Consider the following 15,820-nt stretch of genomic DNA (forward strand, 5'->3'; position numbering starts at 1 on the left):
GTTTAAAGCACCTCGTTATACACAAGTGTTCAGCGCGCCAATTCCCCGTAGCGCGCGTATCGTTTCGACCGCCACGTGAACATCCTTCAGTCCGAGCCAGATGGTCTTGACGCCGGGCTCGCCATCGCTCTTGCGGGCGAGGAAACCGCCGATGCAGGCGATCTGGCGCAGAACGTCGTTCAGACGCGGCTTCTCCGGCGGCGTCTTTTTGCGCAGCAGGTAGGCTGCTTGAATCTCGTCCGGGTCGAAGAACAGTTCCGCATCCAAATCCGGACAGGTCCTGCCCAAGCGCATCAGGCGTGCGATGCGCCACGCCACCACCATGAACAGCGCCAAGGCCCGTTCAAGCTGCGTGATCGAGCCCAGTTGCAGCGCCTCGACGCGGCAGGCGTTCTTGAGCACGTCGAACAGCATCTCGATTTCCCATCGCGCGCGGTACCAGTCGATCAGCTCGACGACCGCCTCGGGCGTGGCGGCCTTGCGGTTGGTCAGCAAGCGCCACTCGATTGGTTTGACGCCGTCCGGCGCGTCGATCTCGCGCGCGATCACGCACGTGGCGAGGACGCTCTTTCCTTTGCCCGCAGGCAGGGCGACCGTGCGTGCCCACAGTTGCTGGCGCACGGTGCGCGCCTTCACCCCGTGCCGCGCGGCCATCGCGAACGTCAGCTCGCCGATCGGCGCGCCCGCACTCGTGTGCTGCCACAGCTTCTCGCCGTCGGGCAGGCAGCGGTTGTGCTTGGCGCGCACCAGCCAGTCGGCCGGCGTGGCCAGTTCCTGGGCGCGCAGCATCAACGGCACCAGATCGGCCTCGCGGTCGGCCACATACACCAGCCGTGTGCCGGGCAACTGCGCCGCCACCTCCGCGATCCGCTCGTAGCCCTCGATCCAGCGCAAACTCTCCTTCGGCCCGCCGCGCGCACCTGATTTGTCCTTCTTTTCGCGCGCCCACATCCACGCGTCGATGATGCCCAGCGGCTCGCGCGCAGGCGTGACTGCGTAGGTCGGGTGCAGGTACATGCCGCGCTGGGCTTCGTAACTCAACGGGCCGAGGCCGAACGCGCCTTGGCCGTTGAAGTCCAGTTCAGTCGTGTCCTGCAGGCACAGCACAACCGGCAGCGCGGCCATGCGTTGCTGCGTCTGCTGCCAGTGCGGCGCCATGATCGCCTCCCAGTCGACGCTGTCGTTGTCGAAGAAGCGATACGCCGCCATCGTCTCGCCCCAGCCCTGACACGCCTTTGGCACGCTCGCCGTCGGGTCAGCCGCAAATCGCTCCATCAAGATCCTCGCTCGTTTGTTCAGGCGCGCATCGCCCAGGTCGAGTTGTTCAAATTCCGTCTCGGTCCAAGGTGCAGGTACTGTCGCCAATTCGTCCACGCAAAAGACGAGAGTAAACCTGAAACGCGGCGAGTTTACAAGGGGGCGCGTTAAGCCATTGAATGTAAACAGATTTTCAGAACGGTCGGCGCCGCGCAAGATTTGTGTATAACGAGGTGCGTTTAAAGGCAGAACGAAGTCGCCGTCATCATCATATGCTAAAGGTAACGGACAGTCTATTTGCAGTTGTAGCGCTAGTTGTTGGTTTGGATATGCTGCTTCAAGCACAGGATAGCTGATGCCGCCCGAGTAGCAATGTTCCGCCAAAGCGGCAATGGCAAAGCTTTTGCGGGCACTGTCGCCGGCATCATTCCACAGCGATTTAAGTATCACTTCAAGAGGTTTAAAGTTGTTCAGCGCCCGGCAAGTAGCTATGGCAACAGGATCGCCCTCTAATCGAGACGCAAATTTTGCCGGATTGTGAACAGCTTCTGAATCACCAAGCAATCCTGATTTGCGCAGCCGTTCTAGTAGCTGCTGGTATGAGCTTGCTTGCCAGGGCGATAGCGTTAACCATTCTATATCTAGGTCACCTAAGATTCGGTCCACATGATCTGTTCGATAATCCCGGTCTGCCGCGAGAATTGAAATAGGCAGGCCGTGCTTTAGCGCTGTTGCTATTTGACGTATAGCAGGCGCGTGGTCTGCTATGCCGTCGATAAGCAGGGTTACCGGTCTGTCTATCAATGAAAGAATTAGTATCACATTCTCTGAATCAATGATCTCTTTCGCATTGAGACTGAAAACTAATTGACCTTGTTTTGCCAAATCGTAAGCCGCTCTGCGGATCTGTGTGGTTTTACCACTTCCTGGCTCGGCAATTGCACAGAGTATCTTGAAATGAGAACCGGTTGTATTGCCTACAGCATTTCTAGCTTTAGCACTAAACCTTTGTTCATCAAAAGTTGGAACGTCCAGAGCGGATTCAAGATCGGACCAGCGGGCACTTTTCCCATAATGAAATGGAGAGACGTCGCCGTGGGGGTTTTTGGTGGCTGGCCTCACTAATTCAAAAGCCGTAAAGAACGACAATTGTGCGTCTGCAGGTGGCGTTTTTCTAAAGATGCCCTGTAGGCTCGGTACGATTAGTTGGCTTACTGTCGGTGCTACACCTAAAGTTTGCGAGAGCCATGCCAAAAATTCTGAGAGTTTAGCCTTGACCAACAGCAGACCGTGCCGAGCGCACAAGTTTTCAGTAATTTTGTTTGGGTACGGTTCAATGAACAGGGACGGGCCGCGATTATTTGTCGTTGCCGCAGGGGTGCGGCTGGCAAGGTAGTAATCAAGATCAGGTTCGTTTAATGTAGTACCTGCAATAATGAATGGTTCACTGGCAATTAGTTCAGAGAGGACGTGCATCCATGGATTCATACCGCGAGTAACTTTGCCATACTCGGTTGTAGAGAAAACATACCCTTTCTCTGGTTCACGGGTAAATCCATGCAGATGCACGATTGGTAGAGTACTCTTATTCGTAGGCGTCTTATACAGCGAGTCGTAGTTGAGCGGCTCAATTGTTTGTTTTGCATGCGTTGTCGTCTCGTACGCCGCCTCCAATGCATCATCTACGTTCAGCGTGAACGCTGTCCTCCAGACAAAAGACGTCAGCCGTTTTACCGTTTCCCCAGCACGACAGTGAGAATAGGGTCTCGTTATGTACTTATCAATCTCATCACTGTCTAGTAAAAGGCTTACACGAGATAGTGGAGTCGTTTCCGGAACGTCTTTTAGACCATACAATTCAACCGCCAAGTTTCCAGCGCTCGTCAGTGGAATATTTAGGTGGTTCGTGCTATCCAGAGATACGCCGCTTCCTAACAGCAGATTGTAATGCCCAGAAAATAAATGAGGGCGTAATGCTTCGAGAACGTCGGGTGGGAGCATATTGTTCCTGTCGAAGGCGTCAATGTAGGGAGCTACTCACTTCAAATACCATTCATCGTGGGTTGGGAATGATTTTTGGCAGCAATATTTATTTAGCATTTATTAAGAGATCTACTGAATAAAGTGGTTGCCATCCACCGTCTGCTTTTGGCCGGTTCCTGCCGATTGTACTCGACAGCAAATCCACTGCTGCCGGGTCGCCGCTGCCGTTCAGAGCCGCTCCCCAAAGCCTACTCAGCAGCCGTGACGCAATTAAGCAGTACGGTTCGAGACGTAACAACAACCTCGCTACTGAATACCATTTCTTCGACCTGTTTTTCCACGGCCGCTAGCCTGAATTTTGCATAAAAAAGGGCAAGAATGCCGTAAGTGATTGATAGAATGGGAGTTATCTAGAAACCTACCCTGTCAACAAAAACGCCACCTTGCCCGACATGAATTCTACCCCAGAGCAGCTCCGTTTTGCATCCATTCCCGCGCACAGCGTCCGCGCCGATTTCGCCGGTGGGGGTTTGTCGTCCGATCTCGGTCCAGTTTTGCTGCGCGGAGTCGACCTCCAGATTGGCTTGACCAAGCGCCTCGCTGCGGCCTTGCCTGACCGCCGTCATCAGAGTTACGTCAGCCATTCGTATCACGATCTTCTGACACAGCGCATCTACCAGATCGGCTGCGGTTACGAAGACGGCAATGACGCGAACAGCCTGCGCCACGACCCGATGTTCAAACTTGGCGCGGCCCGTTTGCCGTTCGACGACGAGGCCGCGCTGGCGTCCGGGGCGACGATCTCGCGCTTCGAACATGCGGCCAGTCGCCAGGACATCTACCGCGTCAGCGAAGCGCTCGTGGAACAGTTCATCGCCAGCTTTTCCAGCCCGCCAAAGAGCTTGATTCTCGACCTGGATCACTCCGAGGATGCGTGCTACGGCCAGCAGCCGCTGGCGTTCTACAACCACCACTATGGTTCGACCTGCTACTTGCCGCTGATGATTTTCGACGGCCAGTCGGGCGGCTTGATCGCGGCGGTGCTGCGGCCCGGAAGGCGACCATTTGGCGAAGAGAACGCGATGATCATGCGGCGCGTTCTGACGCGGATTCGTCAGCACTTCCCCGCTACTCATATTCTCGTACGTGGCGACGGACATTTTAGCGGGCCTGAATTAATGAGCCTGATCGACAGCATGTCGAACGTGGACTTCATTTTTGGTTTCGCCTGCAACCCCAAGCTCCTTGCGATGGCCGAGCCGACCAGACTTCGCGCCATTGACCGGTGGGTGGCTGCACAATCGCAGGACGTGGTGCCCAATGCGGTGCGTCTGTTCGACGAATTTGCTTACCAGGCGCGTTCTTGGCCGAGAGCCTGGCGCGTGTTGCTCAAGGCCGAGGTCATGGCCCTTGGCGAGAACACGCGCTTCATCGTCACCTCGCTGCCAGGACTCGATGCCGGCATGTTGTACGAGGATATCTATTGCGCGCGCGGTCAGGCCGAAAACTATATCAAGCATCTCAAGGATGACCTCGCCGCCGACCGTACCTCCTGCACCAGCTTTCTCGCCAATTGCATGCGCCTGTTGCTGCACGCGGCGGCCTACATCCTGCACCAGCAACTGCGCACCGAAGGGCTGCGGCATACCGCGCTGTCGCAGGCGCAGCCATCAACGGTCATTTCCAAACTGTTCAAAATCGCCGTGCAGGTCAGGCAGTGCAAGAACAAGATCGTTCTACATTTACCAAGTGCCTGTCCAGTCAGAGATCTGCTGCAGACGTTGACCGAAAGACTGTATTTGGCAACGCCCGCCAAGTCCTTGAACTCGTCCTGAGTAAGACACGTCCGGTCTGCCGAGAATTGACCACTCCGTCGCCAACATCAACCTCATACCGCTGCATTTGATATGCCGATTGATCGGGTAGGCGGGCTATTGCCCGCGACATCGTGATCGTCACCGAGAAGCTCATGGATCGCCGAACCGGCACTGCGGCAGCAGTTTATGAAACATTCAGGCTAGATGCTGTTCGGTGGCGCCCCCTTCAAACTGAATCTGAAAGTTTACGTAACCATGACCCGCGGTAGAGGTAACACTAGATACCCGCGCAAGCGCAACAAGAATGCGTTCAACTGGTTCCATCACCTTCTTTTCTAGGCGTTCCGGCGATTGTTCGCTTAGTAGGTAGCGAACCGTGACTACAGCTTCTTTTGATTGCACCTTACACCTCATCTATACTGGTTGAAGGACCGCTTATGGCCGCCTGCTGCCGATTGTACTCGACGGTTACGGCGCTGTCCGATTTCGGCAGCTGCCGCCCCAAAGCAGTCGTACAGGTCGATGCTGGCTTACGCACCACGATTTTTATGGCTTTCACAAAGCGTTCATAATTCGCATGGAGCTCATCGTCGCTAATGTGTTTAGCAAGAAATGCGGTGCAGAGCTCGCGCAAGGCAAACTCGTCACCTGTATCCGGGCGTGCAACCCCAAGGTCATTAGCCATCCAGTTATAGACATCAGATACGTCCGCACCGTATCGGCATGCGCTGTAAATGAATTTGCCGATACGTTCGTACTTTTTTTGTGTCGTCATAGAAGTCTTTCTGTCACACCTCTTTGGATTCCCAGATGTCTGCTGCTGGCCGACTCCAGTTGCCCGACACTTTACTGTGAAGGAGCCTCGTGCTCAGGGTTTAACTTGCGCACTTCGCTGAAACGCATGCGCCGCAAATTTCCTTGAGCCGACAATAGTCCGTCAGAGGAAAGTTGCAGCAGGCGCTGCCCATAGAACACGTCAGGTATGTCGTCAAATCGACTTGGGTACGCGTACATTGCGTTTCCTACAACTAGTGCTGTCTTTTGCCACCGACTGGTTAGCGCGGACAAGATTGCTTGATCAATCGCGGCAACCTCGTCCACGGATAACGCGGCGATAGCTGCCTTATCCTCATCGTCGAGCGGAACGCTCAGGTCATCGTCGTCATCAATATTCAATTGTTGCCTCATCATTAATTTCGCGAACGGCGGCTCCTGGCCGACAGCAGCCTGTCACGACTGGCTGAGGTAATGTCCGTTTGATCGGCCACCATGCGCGCGGCGGCGACGCGGAATGCGCCGAGCGCGCTGACCCTACACGCGCACTCGCAGCGGTCGGTCAGCGCGCGTCGGTGCCGCCCAGGCCGCGTTGCTGCAGCACGCATTTGCCCGCACTACAAGTGGCGCCCGGGTCCTGTTCGATCGAGCAGGTTGACATCACGCCGCTCTTTTCGTTCACTTTCTTTTCGGCGGCAGCCTGTTCGGCCGCCAGTCGCGCCAGCAGTTCACCATTGCTGCGCTTGGCCGACCATGGCAGGTAGCCGGCCGGTCCGCCGCAAGCCTTGCTGCCGACCGGCAGGGTGCGGCACTGGCTGGCGTTGTCGCAGGCGAGGTCGCCAATCTCGGCCGTAATGCGCGCGCCGAGCGACGCGGCCGGCGCGCTCGCAGCCACTGGAGCGGCCGCTGCAGGCTTGGCCGGCGTGGCCGCCGCAGGCGTGTTGGACGGTTCGCTGCAGGCGGTGCCGGCGGCGATCAGTGCGGCTGCGAACCACAGGCGCAGGAAGGAGGAGGGTGTCGGTTTTTTCATGCCCCATCATCCCGGATCGATGCCCGCTTTGCAAGCGGGGCACGCTTCGCCGCTGTCTGTTCGCCGCTGCTTGCCGTCAGTTGCGTCCCGCCATCACGCCGCCATCCACATCCCACACCGCGCCCGTGACCCAGGCCGCCTCGTGCGACAGCAGGAAGGCTACCGTGTGCGCGATGTCCTGGGCCGTGCCGATGCGGCCGATCGGGTGGAAGCCGTTAAAGTCCGCCAGCGCGGCCGCCACCTGGTCCTTGGGAATGAAGCCTTCGTACACCGGCGTGTCGACCACGGCCGGCGAGACGGCGTTGACCCGGATCCGGTGCGGCGCCAGCTCCATCGCCAGGTGCTGGGTCAGCGCGTGGATGCCGGCCTTGGCCATCGAATAGGCCGATGAGGGCGTGGCGGCGACCGCCTGGCGCGCCCACATCGAGCCGATGTTGACGATCGCCCCGGGCGCGCCGCGCGCCACCATGGACGCCACCACCGACTGGGTGAGGAAGAAAATGCCGCGGTTGATCGCCTGGTACTGGTCGTAGTCGGCTGCGCTGTGCTCCAGGAAGGGCTTGGGGAAGAAGATGCCGGCCGCGTTCAGGATCAGGTTGATGTGCGGATGGTCGGCCGCCAGTTGCTGGCGCAGGCGGGCCAGGTCGGCCTCCTTGCCGATATCGCCGGCCAGGGTGTGCACCCTGCCGGGGGCGTCGAGCTCGGCGGCGGCGCGCGCATTCTTCGCCGCGTCGCGCCCGAGCAGCACCACCGTGCCGCCGCCGCGTACAACCATGCGGGCCGAGGCCAGTCCCATGCCGCTGTTGCCGCCGATGGCCAGAAGAGTTTGTCCTGCAAATGCGCTATTCATATGATGCCTTTCTATACCAACTAGTTGGTAGGTTGATGTTGCCAAAAAAATGCCGGCCAATGCCGGCAATGGTGATGCCGGATCAGACCAGCATGTTCGATACGTAGGTGGTGCCGGCCAGCGCCGGGCTGTGGTCGCTGCCGCAGCCGCGCCCGACCATCATCGCCCCTTCCAGCGCGCTGAGCAACCCGTAGGCTTGCGCCTCGGCGCCGCCGCGCACGCGCAGCAGGCCGGCCCGTTCGCCGTCGAGGATGGTCTTGGCCAGCCAGTCGAGATTGAGCTGGAAAAACGCGCGCACTTCCAGCGCCACCTCGGGCGACATGGCCGCCGCTTCCGCGCCCAGGATGCCGCACACGCACAGGCGCCGGTCTTGCCGGTAGGTGGCCGCGAACAGTTCGCCGTAGCGGGCCAGGCGCGCGGGCGCATCCTCACCAGTCTCGTCGATGGCGCGCAGCAGGGTCGCGAAACGGTCGCCATAGCGCTGCACGATGGTGTGCACCAGGTCGGCCTTGGTGCGGAAATGGTGATGGATGCTCGGCTTCTTGATGTCGATTTCGCGCGCGATGTCGTCGTAGGAAAAACCGTTATAGCCGTACTGCTGGATCAGCCGCTGGGCCGCGTCGACCACCCGCTCCGCCGAGGCCGACAATGTCGCAAATCGTTTTTCCATCTTGCCTCCGTTTGCCTACCAACTAGTAGGTTCGAATCATGCCGAAGCTTGGGCGCCGTGTCAAGCGCTGTTGGCGGGGGCGATCGGCTGGAGCACCGGCAAGGCGGTCAGGCGCGGCGCCAGGAAGTCGATGCAGGCGCGCAGGCGCGGCGCCATGTGGCGTGCGCCCGGCACCAGCAGCTGCACCGGCAGCGGCGCCGGTTCGTAGCCGGGCAGCAGGCGCACCAGGGTGCCCGCGGCGAGCTGTTCGGCCACCTGGTAAGAAATCGGGCGCCCGATGCCGCGTCCGGCCAGTACCGCCAGCAGCATGGTGTCGATTTCATTGACGATCAGGCGCGGCGCCAGGCGTACCGCGAATTCGTTTCCGGCTTCGAGGAAACGCCATTCGGTGTTGGTGCGCTGCTCGGAAAAGATAATGTCGTGAGCGTCGAGTTCGCGCGGGCTGGACGGCGCGCCGCGCCGCGCCAGGTAAGCCGGGCTGGCCACCAGCATGCGCCGCACCTGGCCCACCTGGCGCGCCACCATGCCGGTATCGGGCAGCGGACCGATGCGCACCGCCAGGTCGAGGCCGTGTTCGATCATGTCCAGGTTGCGGTCGTTGAACACCAGCTCGACCTGCAGCGCCGGATGCAGGTCGAGGAACTCGATCATGGCCGGGGCCACATGGCGCCGCCCGAACACGGTGGGCACGGTGATGCGCAGGCGCCCGCGCAGGACTGCGTCGTCGTCCTCACGCACGGCGTCGTCGTAGTCGGCCAGCACGCGGCGCGCCATCTCGGCCAGGCGCAAGCCCGCTTCGGTGGCGGCCAGGCGGCGCGTGGTGCGTTCGACCAGGCGCGCGCCGACCCGCTCTTCCAGCGCCGCCAGCGCGCGTGTGACGGCCGGGGCCGAGCGGCGCAGGCGCCGCGCCGCGCCGCTCAGGCTGCCCGCGTCGAGGATCGCCACGAAAATCTGCAACTCATCAAACCGGTCCATTCATTTTTCCGATAATTGAAATAATCATTTTCAATTTACCACTATTCTCATAAGTTGATGCAAGAGATAGCATGCGTTTCCTCTTCCTTTTTTTGAATCGAGACACCATGCAAACCCCTTCCCTGATCCTCCACGGCCTGACGGTGTCGGGCCATGTGCACCGTGTCGAGCTGCTGCTGCGCATGCTCGACCTGCCGTTCACCTTCGCGCCGGCGCCGGCCGAGGTGCGCGCCAGCGCCGCCTTCCGCGCGCTCAATCCGCTCGGGCAGATCCCGGTGCTGCAGGATGGCGAACTGGTCATCAACGACAGCAACGCGATCCTGGTCTACCTGGCCAAGCGCTACGCGCCCGGCAGCGACTGGCTGCCGGAAGACCCGCCTGGCGCGGCCGCCGTGCAGCGCTGGCTGTCGATCGCCGCCGGCGAGCTGGCCTTCGGTCCGGCCAAGGCGCGCGCCAACGCGCTGTGGGAAGTCCCGGCCGACCTGGTCCAGGCGGGCGCCGTGGCCCAGCGCCTGCTCGCGTTCATGGAACAGCATCTGGGCACGCGCCGCTTTCTGGCGGCCGAGCATGTCACGGTGGCCGACCTGGCCTGCTACAGCTACGTGGCGCACGCGCCGGAAGGCGGCATCGCGCTGGCGCCGTATCCGGCACTGCGCGCCTGGCTGGCGCGCATCGAAGCCTTGCCTGGCTTCGTGGCGCTGCCGGCGTCGCCGCTGCCGGCAGCCGCATGAACACGCCGTTCCACGAAGGCGAGCTGCGGGCGCAGGCGCTGGCCGGCGTGAGCAGTTCGGGGAACGGCATCCGCGCCTTCCTGCCGGACCAGCACCGGGACTTTTTCGCGGCGCTGCCGTTCGTGCTGATGGCCACCCTGGACGCCGATGGGCGCCCGCGTGCGCGGGTGCTGAGCGGGGCGCCCGGCTTCATCGACAGTCCCGATCCGTCCACCCTGCGCATCGCGGTGGACGACAGCGCCCTGCGCGCCGGGCAGGCGGTCGGGCTGCTGGGGCTCGACTTCGGCACGCGGCGGCGCAACCGTGCCAATGGCGTGGTGCGCAAGGTGGCTGGCGGCGAGGTGCTGATTGAGGTACGCGAGAGTTTCGGCAACTGCCCGCAGCACATCGTGGTGCGCGACGTGCGGGCGGTGGCGCCTGGCGCGGCGCTGGAGCGCGCCTTCGATGGGCTGGACGAGCGCGCCATGATTGCGCGCGCCGAGACGTTTTTCATCGCCACCAGCGGCGGGGCGCACGGGGTCGACATCTCGCACCGTGGCGGGCCGCCGGGTTTCGTGCGGGTGGAAGGCGACACCCTGACCGTGCCCGATTTCGGCGGCAACCGCTTCTTCAACACCATGGGCAATCTGCTGCTCGATGCGCGCGCGGCGCTGCTGTTCATCGACGACACTAGCGGCGCCGTGCTCGAACTGGAAGGCCGGGTGGAGATTGCGTGGGACGAGGGGGCGGCCGTCCCGGGGCAGGCGGGCGGACGGCACTGGCGCTTCACGGCCGCGCGCGGCCGCATCACGCACGGCGCCCTGGCGCTGCGCTGGACGCGGCGGCAATAGTTTCCCAACCGGGGTCAGACCTCTGATTAGAAATATTTCTGATTTGAGGTCAGACCCCGGTTGAATCAGCGCCTGGATGGGCGTGCGCCGATTGCGATTCCAAACACAGCAATCGCCGCGCCAATCCAATGTTGCGTTTCGATGGTTTCGCCAAGCACGCATGCCGATAACAACAGGCCTGCCACGGGATAGACCGCTGTAAACAGGGACGCCTCGGCGCCACTGGCTTTCGATGCGCCCCGGTACCAAAGGTGAAAGCCGAGAACCGTCGGCACCAGGGCGTAGTAGACCGCGGCGCCGACAGCACGGATGGAGAGTGTCGGTCCGGCCGCATGTATCCACTGGAACAAAGCCGGTACCGCACAAAAAACCAGCGACAGCACCGACATCGTTGCAGCGACCAGCAGGGGATCGACAGGCGTTTTGATGCTCTTGTTCAGCAGCAGGAAGACCGCCTCGCAGATGATGGCGCACAACACCAGCGCGTTGCCGGTCCAGCGCTGGCCGCTGTCACCGGGCGCCGCCGGATTGTCCAGGCTGAGCACGGCCACGCCCAGCGTTGCGAGCATGATCGCCAGTATCGTCCAGCCGCCGAGCCGTTCGCGCAGCACGACAAACGATAACAGCGCCGCCACCGCCGGCAGCGTACCGGCAATGACGCTGGCGTCGGAGGCGCGCGTCCGCGCCAGACCCATGATCAGCAGCACCGCATATCCAACACTGCCCAGGCCGGCCTGGATACAGAGCGTCGCCCATTCGCGCCAGGTCAGCCGCGGCAAGCGTTTGCCGCTGAGCCACACGATGCCCACGAGCAGGGGGCTGGCGACGGCAAAACGCAGGAAGGCCGCGATAAAGACTGGCATCTCTCCCATCAGCTTGCTGGCGACGATGGTGCTGCCGACGGTGGCCATGGCGGCGGCCATCATGAGGTAAGCCGTGCATTTTTGTGTTTGCATATGACGGGACGGCGTTCGTGGAAGGAAGCGCATTGTCGGGCAGTCGCGCCAACCCGTCTTGAACGATCTTGCTGCTCAGGCTCGCCACTGTGCGGGGGTGACGCCCAGCACGGCACGGAACTGGCGGGTCATGTGCGGCTGGTCGGCGAAGCCCGCGCGCGCGGCTGCGTCGGCCAGGGCGGTGCCGGTCTCGATGAGTTGCCTGGCCCGCTGCACCCGGCGGTTTCGCACGTAGGCGGCCGGCGGCATGCCATGGGCGGCCTCGAACACGCGGCAGAAATGAAACAGGCTCAATCCGGTGACGCTGGCCAATGTGGCCAGCGAGATGGACTCGTCAAGGTGCGCCTCGATAAAATCCTGTGCGATCCGCGCAGCCGGCGGCACCTTGTCCTTGCGTCGATCGCCCGCTGCGATCCTCTTGCTGCTCATGAACAGGCCAACCAGTCCATCAACCACAGCCTGTTCGCGCGCCAGGGGAATGCTGGCATTGGCATAGGAGGCGAACAGGCGCCGGATCGCTTCGACGGCCATGGGGGCTGCGACGACGGCATCGCGCAGGAACAGGTGTTCCGGGGGCGTTTGCGGGAAGACCTGCGCCAGCAGCGCGTGGCTCGGCATCAGGTTCCAGTACGTCATCGCATCCCCGCCGCCGGTGTGGACCTCGCCTGGGTTCACGACACAGACCGTGCCGGCCCCGGCAAGCCATTGCGTGCGGCCTCGACGGAAGCGGTTGGCGCCTTGCTCGACCCAGCCGATGGTCCAGGTGTCATGGGTGTGCGGTGCGAACGAGCGCTGCTGGAAGCTCGCATGGATGATTTCACTACCGCACAATTCATCGAAGCGCCGCAACGCGCTCGAGGCTGAACGCACCTGGTCGTGTCCGATCTGAATTGCCGGAAAGGACGACGGGTGGGATTGCACGCGAGGCCGCGCGCGCTTCGGGTCGGGAAACATCATGGGCTGCCTTCGAGTAAGAAAAACCGGAAGTGTTCTCCAGGCAGAGCATATCTTAACCGGACCCCAGGATGCCTCTGATGGGCAGGGCGGTCCCCTGCCACATGTGTTGCCCAACCGGGGTCAGACCTCGGATGAGAAATCTTTCCTAACCGAGGTCTGACCCCGGTTGGGAAATGTGGTCGTTGTGGGAGTGCGGCTGTCTTGTGGGCTTTATGGTGTTGCCGCCACACTCACCTTGACCGGATTGCCGGCGCGCGCCGCCGCCGCGACCAGGTAGCGGTCCCAGTCCTGGCCCGTCAGGATCTCGCCGGAACGGCTCCACGCCGCGCCCGCGTAATAGCGCAAGGGCATGCCCGAGGCCACCGGCGCCACCACCAGGTGGTTGAGCGGGTCTTCGGTAAAGCCGGTGGCCGATGGCAGGATGACAGCCGTGCCCATGGCCCCGTTGCTGGCCTGGCCGACCCATTGCATCAGGATCCCTGGTGCCTTGTTGCTCACGGCAATTTGCGGGGTCTGGCCCTTGTCGGTCGGGGTCTTGTTCAAACCCACGGCGATGTCGATGCCCGGCTTGCCGGCAAAGGTGAAGGTGCTGTCGATGCGGTCCAGATAGTGCCCGGCGTCGACCGTGAAACGCTTGACCTCGGAGACGGCGGTGCCGCCCGCATCCCAGCTGTCGTAGCTGAGCTCGAAGACGGCGCGTACCGGGCCGTTGGCCAGCACTTTCCAGCCGGTAAAATTCTTGCTGGTGAACAGCACGGTGCCATCCCACACCCCGGTGCCGCCGGCGCCGCGCGTCTTGCCGACGTTGTACATGTCCATGCCTTCGCCTTCATCCTTGTGATAATGGTCGTGGCCCTTGTTGTACCAGCGCTCGACGATGGGATACGGCACCCGCTTGAACCACAGGTCGAGCCCGCTGGTGACCAGCACTTCCTTGCTGCTGCCGGCCGGAGCGGGCGCGCCCAGGGCCGGGCCGTAGGTGCGGTGCGCCAGCTTGTCGTTTTCCCAGGCGAAGTCGTCGAGCCGCTCCGGGACGAAGCGGGCCAAGGCTTTCACCGGAAATGGCGGCGCCACCGTGTCGATTTTTTCGACCGTGAAGATGGCGCGCTTTTCGCCGGCCGCAAAGTTGTGCTGGAAGATCAGCTCGCCGTAAGCGATGCCAATGTTTTTCGGGTCCTTGGCCAGCGGCGCGATATTGGTCACCTGGTAAGGCAGGATCCTGCCGGCCGCATCCTTGACGGCGATGCGCTGGATCAGCGCGCCGGGCAGGGCGCGGTTGATCTCGCTCCAGGGCAGGACGATGGTTTCCGACGGCCGTTCGATGTCGAGTTCATGGCTGGCCGTGATGGTGGCGGCGGGGCCGGCCTGGACCAGCGGGGAAGCCGCCGCGGCGGCCAGGGTAAGGATGGCGAGTGATGGGGACATGGCGCTCTCAGTGATGTTCGCGATAGTTGGTCTGGCCGGTGCCCTTGGGCATGTAGTGATAGGTGCGCACCTTGTACTGGACGTCGATGTCCGGGTTGTTGATCAGCTTGATCATCTCGGCGCCGGCCAGCAGGGTCGGGCCGTAGCCGTGCAGGGCGAACGGGCTGGTCGGACGGTTGTAGTAATACACCTGGTCGCTGGCGAAGGTGGTGCCAACGCAGGTGCCTTCGACCTGGCCCTTGTCGTTGATGCGGGTCGACAAGCCGGCCCAGCCGGCCTGGGCGATGGAACCGTAGGTCGTCGGGCTGATCCAGCCCTGGTTGATGGCGTGCGCGAACACGTAGACGAACATCGCGCTGGCCGAGGTTTCGAGGTAGGAATCGTTGCGGTCGAGCATCTGGTGCCACAGGCCGCTGCCGGACTGGCGCTCGCCGATGCTTTTCAAGGTCGTGCGCAACTGCGCCAGCACCTGCGGATAGCCGGGATGGTCTTTCGGCAGCACGTCGAGCAGGTCGGACATGCTCATCACCGCCCAGCCGTTGGCGCGCGCCCAGAAGAAATTCGGGGCGTCGGGGTTGTTGGCGTTCCAGCCGTGGGTGTACAGGTTTTGCTGCTTGTTGAACAGGTAGCCGGTCATTTGCGTGACGTTCTTGACGGCGTCGTCAAAGTGGGCGCGCTTGCCCGTCATGCGGCCCAGTTCGGCCAGGGCCGGCACCGCCATGTACAGGTCGTCGGCCCACAGGGAGACGGCTTGCGGGCGTTCGCGCGCCATGGTGCCATCGGGCAGGCGGAACTGCTTGTTGACCACCCAGTCGCTGCAGGTGGCGATGATGTGCGACAGGTCCGGGCCGATGTTCAGGGCGCGGGCGCGCATCATGGCGGCGCACATGGAGCCGGCGTCGTCGAGCGCGCGCGGGTCGAGGAAGCGCGAAAAGCTGTTGGCGCGTTCGAGCTTGAAGGCTTTTTCCTGGGCGCGGAAGTAGGGCAGTTTGTCGGCGAAGAAATTGAAGTGGCGCGCGCTCAGGTCGGTGAAGCGCTTGTCGCCGGTCGCTTCGCGGGCCTTGAACATGCCGGCGTGGACCACGCCCATTTCGTAGACCATGATGCCCATGTCCGCATGGCTCGCTTCGGTGATGGCGTTGGCGTTCGGCGTTTGAAAGTCGACGATGGGCGCACCGGTTTTCTTGTCGACCACGCGGGTCGGGGTGGCTGTGTCGATGAAGCCGCGGATGCGCTGCAGGGCGGCGCTGATCTCGGCCACGACGGGCTTTTTGTACGGGACCGGATAGCCGCCTTCGCCAGGGTCTTGCAGGTTCTTGTTGTCCGGGTTGCGGTACGGGCCGTCGGCGTGGGCCGGGCTGCCCATGACGGCCGCCACGACGATGGCGGCAAACAGTTTCAGTGCTGTATTCACATTGTCCCCTGTTATCAGTGATGATTTTTTAAGCGCTATTTGGTCAGGCCATTCTAATTTGGTCAGGCCAAATACGCAAGGCGGACTAGCCACTTACGTCGGCCCATGGCATACTTTATCGATACGTGGATGAACTGGGAAGGCCGGCGAT

Annotated in this window: 14 protein-coding genes and 1 pseudogene; 3 read left to right on the forward strand and 12 right to left on the reverse strand. The window is 61.9% G+C overall.

The window, feature by feature from the left end; all coding sequences use genetic code 11:
• Positions 1–15 precede the first annotated feature (15 nt).
• Both IV454_RS32785 and IV454_RS33670 read right to left on the reverse strand, forming a co-directional pair.
• Entirely contained in the window at positions 16–1,374 is a 1,359-nt protein-coding gene (locus IV454_RS32785; protein ID WP_441294979.1) for an IS4 family transposase, read from the reverse strand.
• A 561-nt stretch (positions 1,375–1,935) separates the two neighbouring features.
• Positions 1,936–3,258 (reverse strand): annotated as a pseudogene (locus tag IV454_RS33670) (P-loop NTPase); the annotation flags it as partial.
• Positions 3,259–3,692: 434 nt separating this feature from the next.
• Between IV454_RS33670 and IV454_RS11860 the strand changes: the two are divergent.
• Complete coding sequence (locus IV454_RS11860; protein WP_206087148.1) at positions 3,693–5,075, forward strand: IS1380 family transposase; 1,383 nt, start codon at positions 3,693–3,695, stop codon at positions 5,073–5,075.
• A 385-nt stretch (positions 5,076–5,460) separates the two neighbouring features.
• On the opposite strand, the gene IV454_RS11865 is transcribed toward IV454_RS11860, so the two are convergent.
• The 6 genes from IV454_RS11865 to IV454_RS11890 all read right to left on the reverse strand — a co-directional run bounded on the left by IV454_RS11865 (position 5,461) and on the right by IV454_RS11890 (position 9,356).
• Positions 5,461–5,832, reverse strand: a complete 372-nt coding sequence (locus IV454_RS11865; RefSeq protein ID WP_206091618.1) for a hypothetical protein — start codon at positions 5,830–5,832, stop codon at positions 5,461–5,463.
• A 71-nt stretch (positions 5,833–5,903) separates the two neighbouring features.
• Positions 5,904–6,233, reverse strand: coding sequence for a DUF3658 domain-containing protein (locus IV454_RS11870; RefSeq protein ID WP_206091619.1), 330 nt, complete (start codon positions 6,231–6,233; stop codon positions 5,904–5,906).
• Between the two features lie 160 nt (positions 6,234–6,393).
• Positions 6,394–6,861 (reverse strand): hypothetical protein, encoded by a 468-nt coding sequence (locus IV454_RS11875; RefSeq protein WP_206091620.1) that lies wholly within the window; start codon positions 6,859–6,861, stop codon positions 6,394–6,396.
• Positions 6,862–6,937: 76 nt separating this feature from the next.
• Positions 6,938–7,711, reverse strand: a complete 774-nt coding sequence (locus tag IV454_RS11880) for an SDR family NAD(P)-dependent oxidoreductase (RefSeq protein WP_206091621.1) — start codon at positions 7,709–7,711, stop codon at positions 6,938–6,940.
• 82 nt (positions 7,712–7,793) lie between these two features.
• Positions 7,794–8,381, reverse strand: coding sequence for a TetR/AcrR family transcriptional regulator (locus tag IV454_RS11885; protein WP_206091622.1), 588 nt, complete (start codon positions 8,379–8,381; stop codon positions 7,794–7,796).
• Positions 8,382–8,441: 60 nt separating this feature from the next.
• Positions 8,442–9,356, reverse strand: a complete 915-nt coding sequence (locus IV454_RS11890) for a LysR family transcriptional regulator (protein WP_206091623.1) — start codon at positions 9,354–9,356, stop codon at positions 8,442–8,444.
• A 107-nt stretch (positions 9,357–9,463) separates the two neighbouring features.
• Between IV454_RS11890 and IV454_RS11895 the strand changes: the two genes are divergently transcribed.
• Both IV454_RS11895 and IV454_RS11900 read left to right on the forward strand, forming a co-directional pair.
• On the forward strand, positions 9,464–10,087 hold the full coding sequence (locus IV454_RS11895) for a glutathione S-transferase family protein (protein WP_206091624.1): 624 nt from the start codon (positions 9,464–9,466) through the stop codon (positions 10,085–10,087).
• Positions 10,084–10,917, forward strand: coding sequence for a pyridoxamine 5'-phosphate oxidase family protein (locus IV454_RS11900; RefSeq protein WP_206091625.1), 834 nt, complete (start codon positions 10,084–10,086; stop codon positions 10,915–10,917). Before IV454_RS11895 ends, IV454_RS11900 begins: the two co-directional genes overlap by 4 nt.
• Before the next feature lie 65 nt (positions 10,918–10,982).
• Here IV454_RS11900 and IV454_RS11905 read toward each other — a convergent pair whose 3' ends face one another.
• The 4 genes from IV454_RS11905 to IV454_RS11920 all read right to left on the reverse strand — a co-directional run bounded on the left by IV454_RS11905 (position 10,983) and on the right by IV454_RS11920 (position 15,669).
• Positions 10,983–11,843: a DMT family transporter gene (locus IV454_RS11905; RefSeq protein ID WP_206091626.1), complete on the reverse strand. Its 861-nt coding sequence runs from the start codon at positions 11,841–11,843 to the stop codon at positions 10,983–10,985.
• A 105-nt stretch (positions 11,844–11,948) separates the two neighbouring features.
• A complete protein-coding gene (locus tag IV454_RS11910) occupies positions 11,949–12,830 on the reverse strand; it encodes an AraC family transcriptional regulator (protein WP_206091627.1) in 882 nt (293 codons plus the stop codon).
• 210 nt (positions 12,831–13,040) lie between these two features.
• Positions 13,041–14,255, reverse strand: coding sequence for a DUF4861 family protein (locus IV454_RS11915; protein WP_206091628.1), 1,215 nt, complete (start codon positions 14,253–14,255; stop codon positions 13,041–13,043).
• Between the two features lie 7 nt (positions 14,256–14,262).
• The gene (locus tag IV454_RS11920) at positions 14,263–15,669 is read right to left on the reverse strand and encodes a glycoside hydrolase family 88/105 protein (RefSeq protein WP_229522199.1); all 1,407 of its coding nucleotides are present in this window, start codon (positions 15,667–15,669) and stop codon (positions 14,263–14,265) included.
• Positions 15,670–15,820 lie beyond the last annotated feature (151 nt).

Source organism: Massilia antarctica (genome assembly GCF_015689335.1).
Taxonomy (GTDB): Bacteria; Pseudomonadota; Gammaproteobacteria; order Burkholderiales; family Burkholderiaceae_D; genus Telluria_A; species Telluria_A antarctica.